The organism is Thalassospira profundimaris (genome assembly GCF_003326795.1).
Lineage (GTDB): Bacteria > Pseudomonadota > Alphaproteobacteria > Rhodospirillales > Thalassospiraceae > Thalassospira > Thalassospira profundimaris_C.
In genome coordinates, this window is sequence record NZ_JPWI01000006.1 from 182,821 (window position 1) to 198,864 (window position 16,044).

The window sequence follows — 16,044 nt, forward strand, 5'->3', positions numbered from 1 at the left end:
GGTTACTCCGCCATCAGGTCGACGTCTTCGCCGCCAGCAATGCGTTTATGCAATGCCATGTCGATATTGCAGCCCGTGGTCAGAACAACCGTCTGGCCGGGATTATCAACCAGTCCGGCACGCAGGGCTGCGATACCAACGGCACCTGCCCCCTCGATCACCTGCTGGTCATCGTGGTAGGCGGCGCGAATGCCATCGGCAATCTGGGCTTCATTGACCAGAACGAAATCGTCGGTCAGATCAGCACACATATCGAAGGTGTATTGATTGTTTTCACCAATGCCGCCGCCAAGGCTGTCGGCAAGGGTCGGAAGTTCCCGGACTGCGGTGGGTTTGCCTTCCTGAAGGCTTGTGATCATCGCGCAGCCGCGTTCCATCGAAATGCCAACCACCCGGATGCCCGGATTGATCGATTTGGCCACCAGCGCCACACCGGCCAGAAGCCCGCCACCTGACAATGGCACCAGAAGGGTGTCAACATCTGGCAGGGCTTCGATCACCTCAAGGCCCAATGTCCCCTGACCGGCAATGATGTCGGCATGGTCAAAGGGCGGCAGCATGGTCATGCCGTCTTCCTTAACAAGGCGATCGACCTCATGCTGGGCTTCATCCTGTGACCGGCCGATGATGCGGACTTCTGCCCCTTGGGCGCGGATGCCATCAACCTTGTTTTGCGGGACCAACTCGGACATGCAAATCACCGAGCGCACCCCGGCATTGCGCGCTGCATAGGCAAGGGCGCGACCATAATTGCCCGTGGATACACCAACCACGCCTTTGGCCTTCTGGGCATCGCTCAAGCGCAATACGGCATTGGCCGCACCACGCAGCTTGAAGCTGCCGGTATATTGTTGCTGTTCACATTTGAGCCAGACCGGGCTGCCCACTTGTTCGGAAAGGGCGGTGGACGGACGCAACGGCGTATGGATCACATGACCCGCAATGGTTTTGCGGGCAGAAAGAACATCCGCAAATGTGATGGGGTCTTTCATGAGGCCTCGACTTGTTCTTCGGGTTGTGGGGCATGGTCAAACAGGGTTCCGAACCCTGTGACCGGTTTGTCATAGCCAAGCAGATGAAGCGCATGCCAGATCAGGGCCTGATTGCTGGTGATCACCGGTTTGCCGAGTTGCTGTTCGGCTTTGGCGGCAATTTCGGCAGACCGAATGGCGGTGCAGGAAATGAACACAGCATCGGCATCGGGTGTATCGACCTTCAAGGCTGCTTCAAGCAGGGCACTTGGCGGCAAAGCGGTCATATCAAGATCGCTATCAAGGCCAAATCCCATCATCCGGGTGGCCTCAAAGCCTCTGGCGGTAAAGCCAGAGGCAACCGATTGCGTTACTTCGGCAAGATAGGGGGTGACGATGGCAATTTTTTGCGCACCCACAGCACGCAATGCCAGTTCGCTTGCAAGCATCGGATTGGTGACGCGCACGCCGGGCATTCCCTGATTGATCAGTTCGGCGATCTTGTCCGATCCGGTAACAGCTGTTCCCGATGTGCAGCCGAAAATAACAACATCAACGCCGTAACCGGGCATCAGGGTCCGTGCCGCGCGCGGCAGATCGGCTGCCATTGAACGCAGGTTCTCAACGGTGACCGGATTGGCATTTTCGATGCGTGTGGTGAACAGGCGCACATCATCGGGCAGGATGTTGCGCAGGTCATCCTCGCTATTGAAGTCAGTCGCCAGTGTGATCAGCCCGATCTTTCCCGCAGGTCCAACGGGGTCTGGAAAATAGGGCAGGTCTACCGGCTCTGGCGTGACCGCTGGGGATACGGACATCATCCTGAACTCCATGGATGGGGTGGTCCTGTTGGCACGTGGGGACCACCCCGGTTTCACTTGTTATCGAGTATGTTTCCGGGAAGTCCCGGTCCTGTTCCGGTTTTGCCTAGTGGAAGGCAAGCTCGGGCAGGAACAATGCGATTTGCGGAATGAAAATCAGAATCACGGCTGCAAGCAGCAGCATGAAAATGAAAGGTGGCGTTCCGCGAATGACCTCGGCATAGGGTCGCCTGAAGATCGCAATTGCCGTAAAGATATCGCACCCGAATGGCGGTGTGGCTGACCCGATGGCGACCTGCAAGGTAACCAGCGTGCCGACCAGAACCGGATCCAGACCGGCAGCATTGACCAGCGGCATGAAGATCGGGGTCAGAACCAGAATGACGACAATCGGGTCAACGAACATGCAGCCGACAAAGAAGGCGATGCAGATCGCCGCCAGAATGACATAGGGATGTGCCCCTTCAAGACCCAGGGCACCGATCACATGTTGCGGAATCTGGGCAAAGGAAATCACAAACGAGAATGTCGTGCCTGCGCCAACCAGAATAAACACAACAGCCGTGATCAGGCCGGTTGATCGCGCGATTTCAAGAAGCTCGGACCATTTGACCGATTTGAAAATGATCACTTCAAGGATGATGGCATAGACCACGGCGACCGCTGCGACCTCGGTCGGGCTGACCCAGCCCAGATAGATGCCGCCGACGATCAGAACCGGGAACATGATGGCAGGACCGGCATTGATCACAGCACGACCGCGTTCCGCCCAGGTCATGCGCGGAATGGTCGGGATGTTGTGCTTCTTGGCGTAATACATGCAGTAAAGCGAGAACATGATCAGGATCAGAATGCCCGGACCAATGCCTGCGAGGAACAGCTCGCCAATCGAGACTTTGCCAACGACGCCAAAGACGATCATGCCGATGGATGGCGGGATCAGAAAGGCAATGTCACTGGCGTTAATGATCAGTGCGATGGCGAATTTGTCTTCGTAACCGGCCTTGAGCATCTTGGGGCGCAGCGGTCCGCCCATGGCGACCACAGTCGCCTGCGTTGAACCAGACACCGCGCCGAACATTGTGCAACCAAGTGCGGTGGTTACGGCAAGACCGCCCCGGACATGGCCGACAAAGGTCATGGCAAGATCAATCAGCCGGTTGGCTGTATGGCCCTTTGTCACGATGTCAGCGGCAAAGATGAACATCGGCACGGCAATCAGGGCAACAGGCGAGATGCCGGTGACCATTTGCTGGATCAGAATGCGTTCGGGAATGGGCATGTAAAAGGCGAATGCCACAACACTGGCAGTCGCAAGCGGGACCATCATCGGGAAGCCGAGTACCAGCAGGACCAGCATCACCAGAAGGATTGAGGTTCCTAAATCCATTTTTCCGTCCTCCTTACAGGTGATGATCTTCGGCTTCGAACGTGTCTTCGACCCGATAGGACAGATGCGTGCCGGGTTTGAAGATGTTCGTCGCAGCAGCGAACAGGAACTGAATGCCGGTAACGGTCAGACCGAACGGAACCCAGAGGACGGTGAAGTAATAGGGAATGCGCAAGGCCGGTGTCAGTCGGTTCGACTTGATCAGCGACATCACATAATCAACAGAATACCAGGCCAGCAGGAACAGAAGGCATGCGGTGCCCGTGGTGATGATAATCATCATGATCTTGCCCGACTTCGGGCCAAGCATATCGGTAAAGGCCGACATGCGAATGTGGCGCCCCATGCGGGCCGCCTCGCTAATGCCGACAAAAGTAACAAGAATAATCAGAAACTGATTGAGCTCTTCGGAAAAGAAGATGCTCGAACTGAACCCGAGACGCATGATCACGTTGGCGACGGTATTGACCGCCATGATCACGATGCTCCACCCCAGAAGCTGGCGCTCGATCACGGATAATCCGTCATCAAGATGTTTCAGAATGCCCAGCACCCCGCCACTCGGGGCGGGGGTCTCCCCGTTAGAACCTGACATACGACCTCCTTGATGCGCGTGCGAGACATTGTTGCAGAACGTGCTGTGCGGTGAATGGTTCCCTCCCACACGTGTTGTCGTTCGCTTCGCGCCGGTTTGGTCAGAATAAAAACGCTTTGTCGCGGTTCAATCAGATTTTTGTCATGACACAAAAATCAATACATAACGTCGAAGGCATGGACCCCGGGCATCTGTTCCATCGTATGGCGGATTTGCATCAGGGCGTGATGCAGGGTCGGGGTGTCAGGCGCGCCGCCAAGGCAGATGCGGATGGCATTCGGGCGGGGAACCTTGACCGTCATGAACGGGTCGGAAATCGTGACGGCAATGCCGTTTTTACGCAATTCCGAGGCGAACCATTCTTCCTGCCAGTGGGCCGGAATTCGAACCCAGGCGCTGAGCGATGTCGGGTGATGACGGACAACTGCACTTCCCAAAACCTCTGCGACAAGGGCCTGTCTTTCGCGCATCAGGGCACGCTGGACCGTAACGGCCTGTTCGACGGTTCCATCGGCAATCCAGCGTGCCCCGATCTCTGCCATCAATGGAGTCCCCATCCATCCGGTGACACGCAAAACGCTGCTGGCACGAATCGAAAGGTGCTGTGGCACGGTCAGAAAACCGGTTCTAAGGCCGGGCATGACGATCTTGGTCAGGCTTGAAACATGGAAACCGAGCTTGGGCAGGAAGCTTGTGATGGGCGGCAGGTTCTGTTCCAGAAGCGGGCGATAGACGTCGTCTTCAATCACATAGACACCGTAATGTTCGGCAATCTCGGCAATCTTTTTACGGCGTTCAAGCCCCATCAGACAGTTGGTCGGATTGGTGAAAACCGGTGTGACGACAAGCGCACGGATCTGTCGATGCTGACATTCCCGTTCAAAGGCGTCAGGCAGGATGCCCTCGTCATCGGTTGGCAGGGCACCAAGCTTGAAGCGCAGGATACTGGCCGTTCCGATCACGCCATGATCGGTCAGGCTTTCGGTCAGGACAACATCATCAGGCTGCACAACTGTGGCAAGGGCCGTAAAGACGCCCTGTGCCGCGCCGTTGGTCACCAGCAGGTTGGGAATGGCAACATCAACGCCATATCCGGCAAGCCATGTGCGGCCGATTTCACGGTGATATTCGAAACCGGCAACCGGTCGGCAGCTTTCCATCCAGCCATGATGGGGCTCTTCGGCAAGGCGTGCGTGGACCTGGCGTGACAGGTCATTGTGAAAATCGGTATAGGCCGCGCGCACGATCGAAAGATCGATCAGGTCAGGCTGGCGGCTATCAAGAATGAAGGTCGAAGCCCGGTCGGTCAGGCGGGCCTGAACAAAGGTCCCGCGTCGCCGTTCGGAGCGCAAATAGCCCTGTCTTTCGACTTCCTTATAGGCTGCACTTACTGTCTGGACGCTGACTTTCAGGCGATAGGCCAGTTCGCGATGCGTCGGCATCCGGACATCGTGACGCAAGCGACCCGATTCGATGTCGGTGATGATCGCTTCGACCAATGCCTTGTATTTCGGGCCTGTTTCGCCGCTGAGATTGATGTCTGGCAGCCACATGGTTCGATTCCCACCCTCTGTGTTTTGCCGAACCCTAACATGAGCTGCGGGTTAATGTGTAGACGTCAATGTTATTTTGTCATGAAACAAAACTAACATTGACCTGATGCAGGAACATTTCAACACTTTGCGCGTTCATGACATTGATGTGCCAACTAAACGCCCCTGATTCCGGGTCAATACTCGGTCGTTGCGCGTAACAATAAGGGAGACTTCGATATGAGTTTGAACAAACTCTTAAAGGCGACCCTGTCTGCTGCCGCCCTGTTCGCAGTAGCCGGGACCGCTGTCCATGCTGAAGAATGGAAATTCGCCCACGAGGAAAGCCCGGGTGATGTTCAGGACCTTTATGCCCAGGAATTCAAACGCCTGGTGGAAGAGAAGACCAATGGTGATGTGACGGTTACCATCTACACCTATGGTCAGCTCGGTACTGAAAATGACATTACGGAACTGACGGCCGCGGGTGCGGTTCAGTTCTCGAACGCGTCGCCGGGCCATCTCGGTACGTTCGTTCCGGAAATTCAGGTCTTTGGCGTTCCGTATCTGTTGTCGCAGGACAACGACGTGAACAAGAAAGTCCTTTCAGGCAGCCCGACCATTTATGATGGTCTGGGCAAGGATTTCGAGTCCAAGGGACTTAAGCTCTATACCATGTATCCGGAAGGTGAAATGGTCTGGACCACCAAGAAAGAAGTCAAGGAGCCGGCTGATTTCGATGGTGTGAAATTCCGTGTGATGACTTCTCCGATCCTGATCGAGACTTATAAATCGTTTGGTTCGGATCCGGTTGCACTGCCATGGGGCGAAGTTTATTCGGGTCTTCAGACCAGCGTTATCGACGCCCAGGTCAACCCGATCTTCTTCATCGAAAGTGCAAAATTCTATGAAGTTACCGACTACCTGATTTATGCCGGTCAGCAGCAATACACGACCACCGTTGTGTCAAATGCCGATTTCTATGCAGGTCTGTCGGACGAGCGCAAAGCGATGCTTGCAGAAGTGAAGGCCGAACTGGATGACTTCATTTACGAAGCCCAGAAGAAAGCCAACGATTCTGCACTTGAGCGCATCAAGAAAGCCAAGCCTGACATTGAAGTCATTCGTCTGAATGACCAGCAGCGCGCTGCTTTCAAGGAAGCGTCCAAAGGCATTGGCGCATCGCTGGTTGAGGAAGTTGGTGGTGACACCAAGGAAGTTCTCGACTCCCTGCGCAAGGAATTCGGTACGGCAATGTAAGGGTTCTGCCCCTTATCCGACCTTAATTGCAAAACCCCCGCAAATCCGATTTGCGGGGGTTTCTTTTCTGCAAAGTTTGCTCGTGGAGTTTGTTCGTGGGGTTTGCTCGTGGAGGGGCAGTTAGCCACCATTATTGATGCGAAGCGGACTCGTAAGCGTGATGGCAGCAAACAGGGCAGCCGAGATGATCACCATCAGCGATCCTGCCTTTGCCAGTTCTTCTGCGCCGGTCTGATGGGCGATGGCAATGCCGATTCCCATGATAATCGAGCCGGGAATGGCAAACAGAACCTGCAGGCGGGCCAGACGAAGGCGGGTGACACCAGCCAGATGATAATAGGTGCCATATAGCGCCAGACTGACCCATCCCAGAAGGCTGAGATGAGCATGTGCGGCAAGGTTGCTGTGGTCTCCGCTAATCGCCATTTGCAGCCCCCAAAGCATTCCGGCAAGTGCGATGAGAGCCGAACTTGTCCAGCAAATGCGCGGTAAATTGTTCATGAAGATGATCCCTATTCATGTTAATTTTGATCTCCAATTTCGAAACTGTACCGTTCAGTTTCAATTTTGGCAAATGATAAGTTGTGGCAATGTCGGTCATGGCAATAAAAGGGAATTTGCAAAAACGAAACTGTCCCGTTTCGCGTTTCTGGTCGAAACTGACCACCCACATTGCCGTGCCGTGCATTCGGGGATGTGTCCAACCGGATTAACGAAAGGCAAACGCCGTGCGCCTGCCAACGACTCCCAAACAACAGGAACGCTTCGACCGTATTCTTGAGGCGGCAGCGCAGGAACTTCTTGATATGCGCGATGACAGCACGGCGGTTGATCGTATTGCCCAGCGATCAGGTACATCCAAGGCAACCATTTACCGGTATTTCGGAGACAAAACCGGACTGGAACGTGCGATGGTTGCGTGGCTTTGCGAGCGCGCCCGTGATCCGCTTGAAGACATTGTGCCCGATCCCGACAATCCACGGACAACGATGATTGCGATCGGTACGGCATTTGCCCACGGGGTTCTGAACCGTAACGTGATGGATCTGCATCGCTATGTGGTGGCCCGTGCATCTAAGCATCCGGAACTGGGACAGATATTCTGGGAAGCGGGGCCAGAGCGGACATACGGGGCAGCATCGCGATTGATTGCAGCCCTTGATTTGCCCGACCATCTGCGCGCTGTTTCGTCCCGACAACTGGGGGAATATTTTCTGAACATGCTGACCGGTAGCCTGCAGTTATCCTATTTCTGTCTGGGTGAAAGCGTTTTTGTGACCGATGACATGGACCAGCGTATCGAAAATGCCGTCACCGCCCTTGGACTGGTTTCCTGAGGCGCCAGCTTCTTCCCGCCAGTAGCAGTCACACCACACTATCCTGTCCCGTCATGGAGAGGCCCGTTTATGTGCCTGGCCGTTGCCTGATTTTGGCAAGGCATGGGCTTTACAAAACGGGCCTAACTGACATGAAAGGAAAAGACTGTGACTTGTTTTAACTTTCGGAAATGGACGCTTGGCATGGCGTTCATGCCCCTTTTGCTGGGGGCTTTGGTGCTTGCCGTGCCGTCATCTTCGGCGATGGCGGATGTTTATTCGCCAAATGGCGTCTTGCTGAGTTCGGCAGAATGGAAAGAAGCATCAACCGATGGCAAGAAGGTGACAGTGCGGGATGCGCTGACCAATTCGGCCAGCCGCATGATCACAAGCGGGGTCAAGGGTGTGAATGGTTATACCCTGACCGTGATGTCCTTCTGGTCTGACTCGCCAGACGGGGACGAGCTTGTCATTGAAGTTCGCCAGAACGGCAGTGTCAAAGCCACCTGCGAGGTAAGCTCCACCAAAACAGGTACGACCTACGAGACCACCTGCTAGGTCGCGGTGATCGTCGATATATACGAAAGCAGGGGCCGGTCATGGGCCCGGCCCCTGTCATTCCGTCGCACCAAAAAGAAGATTGGTGCGACGGACATTTGATTATCCGAAACAGACAGCTCTACTTGCCTGCTGCGACTTCGTCGGCGACGGCATCAACAGCCTGTTTGGCGATGTCGACCACCTTGTCGATTTCGGCTTTGGTGATGCAAAGCGGCGGTGCAAAGCCAAGAATGTCACCGTGCGGCATGGCACGTGCGATCATGCCGCGTTCAAGGCAGGCCGCCGAGACGCGCGGACCGATCTTGGCGTTCGGGTCAAAGCGTTCTTTTTTGGTTTTGTCGGCAACAAACTCAAGTGCGGCCATCAGGCCAACACCGCGTGCTTCACCAACCAGCGGATGATCCTTGAAGGTTTCACGCAAGAGATGCTGGAAATAGCCGCCAGTTTCTGCGGCATTGCCCGTTAGGTTTTCACCATCAACGATATCAAGGTTGGCGTTGGCGGCTGCGGCGCAAACCGGATGTGCCGAATAGGTCCAGCCATGACCAATCGGACCCATCTGATCCGATCCCTGTTCCAGAACCTTCCAGACGCGTTCGCCGATGATCACGCCCGAAAGCGGCAGGTAGCCCGACGACACACCCTTGGCAATCGTGATCAGGTCCGGCTTCATGCCGTAATGCTGCGACCCGAAATAGGAACCGGTACGACCAAACGCGGTGACAACTTCGTCAGCTACCAGAAGCACATCATATTTGTTCAGAACGGTCTGGATGGCATCCCAATAGCCTTCTGGCGGGGTGATGATGCCGCCCGTACCCATGACCGGTTCGCCAATGAAGGCGGCAACGGTTTCCGGACCTTCGCGCAGGATCATTTTTTCAAGATCATCGGCACAACGCTTGGCGAACCCGGCTTCGGTTTCGCCTGCTTCTGCATTCCAGTAATGGTGCGGGCAGGTGGTATGAAGAACGGGCGCGCGCGGAAGATCAAATGCATTGTGGAATGCGGCAAGGCCGGTCAGGCTGCCGGTCATGATGCCCGAACCATGATAGCCGCGCCAGCGCGAGATGATCTTTTTCTTCTGCGGCAGACCGCGGATATTGTTGTAGTACCAGATCAGCTTGATATTTGTTTCATTGGCATCCGATCCCGACATTCCGTAATAGACACGCTGCATGCCTTCAGGCGCACTTTTGACGATACGGTCCGAGAGGCGAATGATCGGCTCGTTACTATGACCGACATAGGTGTGGTAATAGGCCAGTTCCTTTGCCTGGGCATAAATCGCATCGGCGACTTCGGTACGGCCATAGCCGATATTTACGCAATAAAGACCGGCAAAGGCATCAAGGGTTTGTTTGCCTTCGGTGTCGTGAATATAGATGCCCTTGCCACCGTTGATGATACGGTTCGGGGTTTCACCTGCGGCGTGCTGGCGCATGTGGGTCGACGGATGCATGAAATGCGCCCGATCCATTTCCTGCAGGTCGGCCGTGGTGTTTTTGATGACATTCATTTTGCTTCTCCCATGTGAATGCGGTGGTCAAAGAAGCGCGCATTACGCGTTGTAAGCGGCGCAGACATATTTGAGTTCAGTAAATTCTTCGAGGCCATGGCGTGATCCTTCGCGGCCAAGACCGGACTGCTTGACGCCGCCAAACGGAATGGGGGCACCGGTGATCTTCACGCAATTAAGGGCAACCATGCCATATTCCAGAGCGTTGGATACGCGCGCGGCACGGTCGTAGTCCTTGGTCAGCAGATAGGCAGCAAGTCCGTATTCACTGTCATTGGCCTGTGCAATGACGTCGGCTTCGGTATCAAACGCCATGACCGGGGCAACCGGGCCGAATGTTTCTTCGCGATAGATTTGCATGTCGCTGGTGACATCGGCAAGAAGGGTCGGGGCATAAAACAGACCGCCCATCTTCTTACCGCCAATCAGAACCCGCGCCCCCTTTGCACGCGCATCTTCGACATGTTCAACGCACTTGGCCACAGCACGATCGTGCATCAACGGGCCGATTTCGACATGTTCCTCGATTCCGTTGCCAACCCGAAGGCCTGCGATTGCCTTGGCATATTTATCAAGGAACGCGTCATAGATTCCACGCTGAACAAAAATACGGTTCGCTGCAAGACAATCCTGACCACTGGTGGCGAACTTTGCATTGATCGCATGCGAGACGGCTTCGTCGATATCGACATCATCAAACACGATGAAGGGCGCGTGGCCACCAAGTTCCATCGACATTTTCTTGATGGTTTGCGCGCCCTGCGACAGCAATAAACGGCCAACCTCGGTCGAACCGGTGAAGGACAGCGCACGTACCAGCGGGTTGCCGCACAGCTCGCCGACGACCGGGTTCGGATCACCCGTGATGACGTTAAACACGCCTGCAGGAATACCTGCGCGTTCGGCCAGCTCGGCAAGGGCGGTGGCCGAGAACGGGGTCTCGGTTGCCGGACGCACAATCATGGTGCAGCCTGCTGCCAATGCGGCGGCGGCCTTGCGCGTGATCATTGCACAGGGGAAATTCCATGGCGTCACGGCGGCGGTAACGCCAATCGGTTCACGCCTGACCGTCATGTTGCGATTGGGCAGGTGCGATGTGATGTTTTCGACATTCACACGCTTTGCTTCTTCGGCATAGAAGGAGACAAAGCTTGCCGCGTAATCGATTTCACCACGGGCTTCATTGATCGGCTTGCCCTGTTCAAGGGTCATCAGCAAAGCCAGGTCTTCCCTGTTTTCGATCAGAAGATCATGCCAGCGGCCAAGTGCCTCGGCGCGTTGTTGTGGCACCAAGCCTGCCCATGCCGGAAAGGCTGCGCGTGCAGCAGCAATTGCCTTGCGGGTTTCAAAGACACCCATGTTCGGAACGGTGCCGATAAAGCTTCCGTCGAACGGGTTGGTAACCTCGATAACCTGAAGATTGTCTGCCGAGCACCAGCGACCATCGATATAGGCGTATTCGCGCAGCAGCCGCAGATCGGCAAGCTGGCCTAACGACACGCAACGCTGTTCCTTTGATTGTGCCGTCATGCGGACCTCCTTGAAAACCGGTCGACACATCGGGTCGAGCCTGTTTGTTGAACTACAAGGAAGCTAACAGCAGTTTCTCAGAGGAGGTCTCCGAACTCTGTCTCAATTGATGCGGTTTTTTCCGCATCACATGGTCAAATCAGAATGTTTTTTCTGCGCATATGCGGAAAGGGCTGAAATGTCAGTCTGTTGGGGAATTCAGATATTTCTGCATTTCACGTTTCTGGCGACGCTTTTCCATGATGGTCCGAATAATGATCACGGCAAAAAACAGCACAACGATGCTGGTCGACATCGGAAAGGCAAAGGGAATTCCGACGACAAACAGCAACGCCCCCAGAATGCTGCCGCCAAGAATGGCAATAAACCCGCCAAGCATGACAATTGCGAGAATGGCAGCAAGCAGAATGGAGGCGACTTTATTCATATCAAAATTTTCGGACCCGCATATGACCGTTAATCGTTGTGTCGGCTGGTGAGCTGTCTGGTGGTTTGGTCAAGTCTTTCGGCCAGAACACGGATCAGCTGAACCGCTACCGCCTGATCCTGTCGAACCAGGCCGAGGAACTCGGTTTTATCGAGTTTAAGGACGGTCATGTCGTCGACCGCACGGATGGTTGCAGACCGCGGGGCGTCGACCAGAAGGGCAATTTCACCAATGACTTCCTTGGCGTGAACATCGCGCAATTTCAATGTCTGATGTTCTTCTGTGGTCAGCCAGATTTCACCGCGCCCCGATATGACGATAAAGGCGGCGTCGCCGGGATCGCCCTGTTTGACCAGAACCTCGCCATGTTTGAAGGTCAGGCGCGGGCTGGTAAAGGCCAGAAGTTTGATGACGCTCGGGTCCAGACCGGCAAACAGCGGAATGGTTCGAAGCAGTCTGACCTCCTGATCGATGTTGCCATCCATAAAGATGGCGGCATCATCTTCGGCTTCGGTGGTCTCGCTTGTTCCGTCTTCGCTGTGGCTGCGGCGTTTGACCAGCTTGCCATTCGACATATGCAGGAATGTGTCGAACTTTTCATTGTCCTGATCATCACCATCGACCCAGATCAGGCTGGTATTGTCATTTTCACCGGTCAGATAATTGATAACACCTTCGCGGGTTTCACGATCAAGGGCAGAAAGTCCTTCGTCCACGACGAGAAGATCCGGGTTTTTTATAAGGGCACGGACGAGAGCGATTTTCTGGCGCAAGGTTTGTGACATGCGACTGCCGCCGACGCCAACCTGACTTTCAAGGCCGAGCGCGACCAGGCCTTCATAAAGGCGGCCTTCATGGGCAATTTCAAACAGTACCTCGCCAACACGTTCTTCCGAATGGGCTCGGCCATAGGCGAAGCGACCAAACAGAAGGTTGTCGATGATGGGGGCGGCGGGGGCATAGCCGTCTGCTTCGAAGAAGTCGATATGTTTGGACAGTTCTTCGGGCAGATTGGCCCGAATTTTCGGTCGGGCCTTAAGGACAAGATCACGGAATTCATCATCGATGACGCGCAAACGGTGACGTGCCGGTGTGATTTGCATGGCAACATCAATCAGGTGCAGACGGTCTTCGTTACGGATGTCATCAACCGCAACACCATCTGTGCGTTTGAGGATGTTTTTGACATCAGGAATCTCATCGGCCGAGACGAAGCTGTAACGATCGAAAAATTCGTGTCCGGGGGGAAGTCCGGTAAACAGTTCGATCATAAGATCAAGCGTTTCGCGTCCCATATTGACCATCTTGTCATACAGGCCGTTCTCGCGAAGGCTTTGCTGAATATAGGGATGGGACAGGAATTCGAAGCGCTTGAAATCGGTGCGTGACGGCGAACCGAACATCAGGTTCACGCCAACAGGGGCGTTGTCGTTGTACTTTTCGATGTCAAAGGGTTCGACAAGATCGGAAAGTTGACGTTCGGCAAGGATTGCCTTAAGGCGCGGGCGGACATCAAGAACCGCTTCAACAAGTTCGGGCCGGTCTTCGGCATTGATCCGGCGTGAAAGACCGATGCGATAAATGTCACGATCCAGTCCGACAACTTCAAGCAGACGAAGAAGTTCACTTTGCAATTCGTCGACGGATTTGTAGCCGGGCCCTACATAGTCAATCCACTCGGCTGACGGATCATAAGGGATGTTCCCCGACATCCTGATCTCGTCATACATTTCACGCGTCAGTTTCCACGGCAGTTCCGTGGGATCAGATAGTTCGACAGCCTCAACAAATTTCGGAAGCGGATATTTGAGGTCTGCATCGGCTTGTTGCGCGCTCTGTTCAAGCCTGGAAACCTCTTTGCCGGTTTTTTTCTTTTCTGCCTTCTGGTCAATGATGACCGGGCGATGTTTGAGGCCATAGAACAGGTTGTCAGCAATGCTGCCGTTAAACAGATAGGCATCAGCCCCGACATAGGCGAGGCGTTGACCAATGATCGAAGACGGGAGTGTCGTGGCGTCTAGGTCGCTGAACTGAATGCGTCCGCTTGTCGGATCAAGAATGCGTGCAAGCAAACGCGCGAGCTGTGACTTGCCGCTGTCTGAAGAACCGGTCAAAAGGGCATTGCCCGGCAATGCCATGTTAAAGGACACGTTTTCTACAACGCGGGTGCCATCATCATCAATCCAGGACAGGGCGCTGACATCCAGCGGGCCGGCAAGTGCCGGTGATTGCTTCACGCTCAGTTGATGTTCCGGGCCGAGATCGGGCAGTTCGAACTGTTCATGCAACTGGTCGTATTTGATGTTGGCATCGGCGAGGCGCTGATAATAGGCCAGAAGTTCTTTCCAGGGGGCGGACATGTCCTTGTAAGCGGCAAGGGCTGCAACCAGCGCACCGAAGCTGAGATCACCGATGATCACCAGATAACCGCCAATGGAATAGAAGAAGAACGGCGTGATCTGGGCAATAAAGTTATTGAGAAACTTGATAAAGAATTTGCGGTAATAGATTTCCTTGCGGATATCGAAAATCCGGCCAAGGCGCTGGGTGAAGTGGGTCAGTTCGAACCCGCGGGTATCGTTGGCGCGGATATCGGTGGCGCCACCTACTGCCTCGCCAATATGTTCCGACATCCGGCGCACATTTTGCACGCGTTGTTTGCCAAGCAGGTTTACCCGGCGTTGCAGTTTGGGAATCAGATAGCCCTGCAGCGGATAAAAGGCGACCGCGGCAATTCCCATCAACGGGTCCTGAATAAAGATAAAGGCCGAAATCGTAATCAGAATGCCGCCCTGATAAAGCGGTAGAGAAAATGCCTCGCCAAAGAAGCCGCCCAGCGGTTCGGCCTCGGCGGTGATCATCGAAACGATTTCGCCCTGACTGGTTTTGCGAAAATGCGGTAAGGGAAAACGCAGAACCCGATCAAAAAGCTCATAGCGCATCCGGCGCAACATGCGCTCGGCCATGACGCCCTGATAGACATTGATGAAATATTTGAAGCCGCCATTGACGAAAACCAGCGCCAGAAAGATCGCCGAGAGCGCAAACAGATATTCGATCTGGTTCAGGGGAGCGCCAAGAATGTCATAAGGTGCACCGGCCCCGCCAATCGCTTCGTTGACGATTTGTTTGGGCAGGTCGAGAGAGTAATACAGGAACGGAAACGAAAGCAGCGTCACCACTGTCAGGATGATCTGCTGAAGGCGACTATGGCGCCAGATATAGGCAAAGACCGATTTTGGCATTCGCACGTCCCGTATGTTGCATTGGAACTTTATCGTCCCTGTCGCTCGTTTTTATTGGGTAGTGTGCAGATTACGCGGAGCCGGTCCGATCAGCCAAGATCGAAACTCTGTCCCGGCTCAATAAATCCGCAAAATCCATCTGCCTTGGCATCCGGTTTGTCATATGCCTGATAATGATAAAGCCACATCTTTGCTTTCACCTCGGCGGGCAATGTGACCAGTTCGTCATAATGGGCATGCACACCGGAATGTCGTGGCCCCAATTCACAATCCTGAAAAATCATATCTGCTTTACGATACAGCGACATATGGGCGTCAGGATTGAAAATCGCATCTGTTGTCAGGAAAAAGGACTTCTTTTCTCCACGCCCGAACAGGGCATAGGAAAACATCGTGGATTCGTTGGTGACAATGTGTGGGACAGGGATGATATCAAAATGCAGCCCCTGCCAGTCAAAGCCGGTTTTGGCAACAAGCGGCAATACGTCGAAATAGGACGATAACTGGCTGTTGCCGTGATCACTGGTCTCAAGACCGCCACGAAGCGAATGTTCCCACAGGGGGTCAAGCAGTTCCTTGACCGCAAGCAGTTTGGCGCGGTGACCGTCAAAAATGAAATAGTTGGCGAGCGCCATCCATTCCAGACCACCGATATGGTCCGAATGCAGATGGCTGATATAGACCGCGTCAAAGTCATTTGGCATGTAGCCGAGATTGCGCAGCGAGTGGCGCGCATCTGAACCACAGTCAATCAAAAGACGATGCGGTTGTTCGTTACCCGACGGGGTCGTTTCCAGAACCATGTTGCTCTGAAAGTTTTCGGCGGCCATGCAAAAGGCCGAGCCTGTCCCCGCAAACGTAAGCTTCATTCCCCGTT

General features: G+C 54.5%; 14 protein-coding genes. 3 read left to right on the plus strand and 11 right to left on the minus strand.

Going from position 1 to position 16,044, the window contains the following annotated elements:
• Positions 1 to 2 precede the first annotated feature (2 nt).
• From eutB to ehuR, 5 genes are all read right to left on the minus strand, one after another.
• Positions 3 to 992: a hydroxyectoine utilization dehydratase EutB gene (gene eutB / locus TH30_RS11335; protein ID WP_114098207.1), complete on the minus strand. Its 990-nt coding sequence runs from the start codon at positions 990 to 992 to the stop codon at positions 3 to 5.
• Entirely contained in the window at positions 989 to 1,792 is an 804-nt protein-coding gene (locus tag TH30_RS11340) for a maleate cis-trans isomerase family protein (RefSeq protein ID WP_114098208.1), read from the minus strand. Before TH30_RS11340 ends, eutB begins: the two co-directional genes overlap by 4 nt.
• A 106-nt stretch (positions 1,793 to 1,898) precedes the next feature.
• Positions 1,899 to 3,182 carry a TRAP transporter large permease gene (locus TH30_RS11345; RefSeq protein ID WP_114098209.1) on the minus strand — a complete coding sequence of 428 codons (1,284 nt, stop codon included), beginning with the start codon at positions 3,180 to 3,182 and terminating at the stop codon, positions 1,899 to 1,901.
• A 13-nt stretch (positions 3,183 to 3,195) separates the two neighbouring features.
• Positions 3,196 to 3,777, minus strand: a complete 582-nt coding sequence (locus TH30_RS11350; protein ID WP_258548691.1) for a TRAP transporter small permease — start codon at positions 3,775 to 3,777, stop codon at positions 3,196 to 3,198.
• A gap of 155 nt (positions 3,778 to 3,932) precedes the next feature.
• Complete coding sequence (gene ehuR / locus TH30_RS11355; RefSeq protein WP_114098211.1) at positions 3,933 to 5,330, minus strand: MocR-like ectoine utilization transcription factor EhuR; 1,398 nt, start codon at positions 5,328 to 5,330, stop codon at positions 3,933 to 3,935.
• Between the two features lie 219 nt (positions 5,331 to 5,549).
• On the opposite strand from ehuR, the gene TH30_RS11360 reads away from it, so the two are divergent.
• Entirely contained in the window at positions 5,550 to 6,569 is a 1,020-nt protein-coding gene (locus TH30_RS11360; RefSeq protein ID WP_114098212.1) for a TRAP transporter substrate-binding protein, read from the plus strand.
• Between the two features lie 120 nt (positions 6,570 to 6,689).
• Here TH30_RS11360 and TH30_RS11365 read toward each other — a convergent pair whose 3' ends face one another.
• Entirely contained in the window at positions 6,690 to 7,070 is a 381-nt protein-coding gene (locus TH30_RS11365; RefSeq protein WP_114098213.1) for a hypothetical protein, read from the minus strand.
• 227 nt (positions 7,071 to 7,297) lie between these two features.
• Between TH30_RS11365 and TH30_RS11370 the strand changes: the two genes are divergently transcribed.
• On the plus strand, positions 7,298 to 7,906 hold the full coding sequence (locus TH30_RS11370; RefSeq protein WP_114098214.1) for a TetR/AcrR family transcriptional regulator: 609 nt from the start codon (positions 7,298 to 7,300) through the stop codon (positions 7,904 to 7,906).
• Positions 7,907 to 8,089: 183 nt separating this feature from the next.
• Positions 8,090 to 8,443: a hypothetical protein gene (locus tag TH30_RS11375; protein ID WP_114098215.1), complete on the plus strand. Its 354-nt coding sequence runs from the start codon at positions 8,090 to 8,092 to the stop codon at positions 8,441 to 8,443.
• A 121-nt stretch (positions 8,444 to 8,564) separates the two neighbouring features.
• Here TH30_RS11375 and TH30_RS11380 read toward each other — a convergent pair whose 3' ends face one another.
• The 5 genes from TH30_RS11380 to TH30_RS11400 all read right to left on the minus strand — a co-directional run bounded on the left by TH30_RS11380 (position 8,565) and on the right by TH30_RS11400 (position 16,036).
• Positions 8,565 to 9,965: an aspartate aminotransferase family protein gene (locus TH30_RS11380; RefSeq protein WP_114098216.1), complete on the minus strand. Its 1,401-nt coding sequence runs from the start codon at positions 9,963 to 9,965 to the stop codon at positions 8,565 to 8,567.
• A gap of 42 nt (positions 9,966 to 10,007) precedes the next feature.
• Positions 10,008 to 11,495: an NAD-dependent succinate-semialdehyde dehydrogenase gene (locus TH30_RS11385; RefSeq protein WP_114098271.1), complete on the minus strand. Its 1,488-nt coding sequence runs from the start codon at positions 11,493 to 11,495 to the stop codon at positions 10,008 to 10,010.
• 181 nt (positions 11,496 to 11,676) lie between these two features.
• The gene (locus tag TH30_RS11390) at positions 11,677 to 11,922 is read right to left on the minus strand and encodes a hypothetical protein (RefSeq protein WP_114098217.1); all 246 of its coding nucleotides are present in this window, start codon (positions 11,920 to 11,922) and stop codon (positions 11,677 to 11,679) included.
• A 29-nt stretch (positions 11,923 to 11,951) separates the two neighbouring features.
• Positions 11,952 to 15,167: an ABC transporter transmembrane domain-containing protein gene (locus TH30_RS11395; RefSeq protein ID WP_114098218.1), complete on the minus strand. Its 3,216-nt coding sequence runs from the start codon at positions 15,165 to 15,167 to the stop codon at positions 11,952 to 11,954.
• 89 nt (positions 15,168 to 15,256) lie between these two features.
• Positions 15,257 to 16,036, minus strand: a complete 780-nt coding sequence (locus tag TH30_RS11400) for an MBL fold metallo-hydrolase (RefSeq protein ID WP_258548692.1) — start codon at positions 16,034 to 16,036, stop codon at positions 15,257 to 15,259.
• Positions 16,037 to 16,044 lie beyond the last annotated feature (8 nt).

What these genes read in the sequence shown, in the direction of transcription:
- eutB (WP_114098207.1), bottom strand. Translation starts at nt 992, where the DNA reads ATGAAAGACCCCATCACATTTGCGGATGTTCTTTCTGCCCGCAAAACC.
- TH30_RS11340 (WP_114098208.1), bottom strand. Translation starts at nt 1,792, where the DNA reads ATGATGTCCGTATCCCCAGCGGTCACGCCAGAGCCGGTAGACCTGCCC.
- TH30_RS11345 (WP_114098209.1), bottom strand. Translation starts at nt 3,182, where the DNA reads ATGGATTTAGGAACCTCAATCCTTCTGGTGATGCTGGTCCTGCTGGTA.
- TH30_RS11350 (WP_258548691.1), bottom strand. Translation starts at nt 3,777, where the DNA reads ATGTCAGGTTCTAACGGGGAGACCCCCGCCCCGAGTGGCGGGGTGCTG.
- ehuR (WP_114098211.1), bottom strand. Translation starts at nt 5,330, where the DNA reads ATGTGGCTGCCAGACATCAATCTCAGCGGCGAAACAGGCCCGAAATAC.
- TH30_RS11360 (WP_114098212.1), top strand. Translation starts at nt 5,550, where the DNA reads ATGAGTTTGAACAAACTCTTAAAGGCGACCCTGTCTGCTGCCGCCCTG.
- TH30_RS11365 (WP_114098213.1), bottom strand. Translation starts at nt 7,070, where the DNA reads ATGAACAATTTACCGCGCATTTGCTGGACAAGTTCGGCTCTCATCGCA.
- TH30_RS11375 (WP_114098215.1), top strand. Translation starts at nt 8,090, where the DNA reads ATGGCGTTCATGCCCCTTTTGCTGGGGGCTTTGGTGCTTGCCGTGCCG.
- TH30_RS11380 (WP_114098216.1), bottom strand. Translation starts at nt 9,965, where the DNA reads ATGAATGTCATCAAAAACACCACGGCCGACCTGCAGGAAATGGATCGG.
- TH30_RS11385 (WP_114098271.1), bottom strand. Translation starts at nt 11,495, where the DNA reads ATGACGGCACAATCAAAGGAACAGCGTTGCGTGTCGTTAGGCCAGCTT.
- TH30_RS11390 (WP_114098217.1), bottom strand. Translation starts at nt 11,922, where the DNA reads ATGAATAAAGTCGCCTCCATTCTGCTTGCTGCCATTCTCGCAATTGTC.
- TH30_RS11395 (WP_114098218.1), bottom strand. Translation starts at nt 15,167, where the DNA reads ATGCCAAAATCGGTCTTTGCCTATATCTGGCGCCATAGTCGCCTTCAG.
- TH30_RS11400 (WP_258548692.1), bottom strand. Translation starts at nt 16,036, where the DNA reads ATGAAGCTTACGTTTGCGGGGACAGGCTCGGCCTTTTGCATGGCCGCC.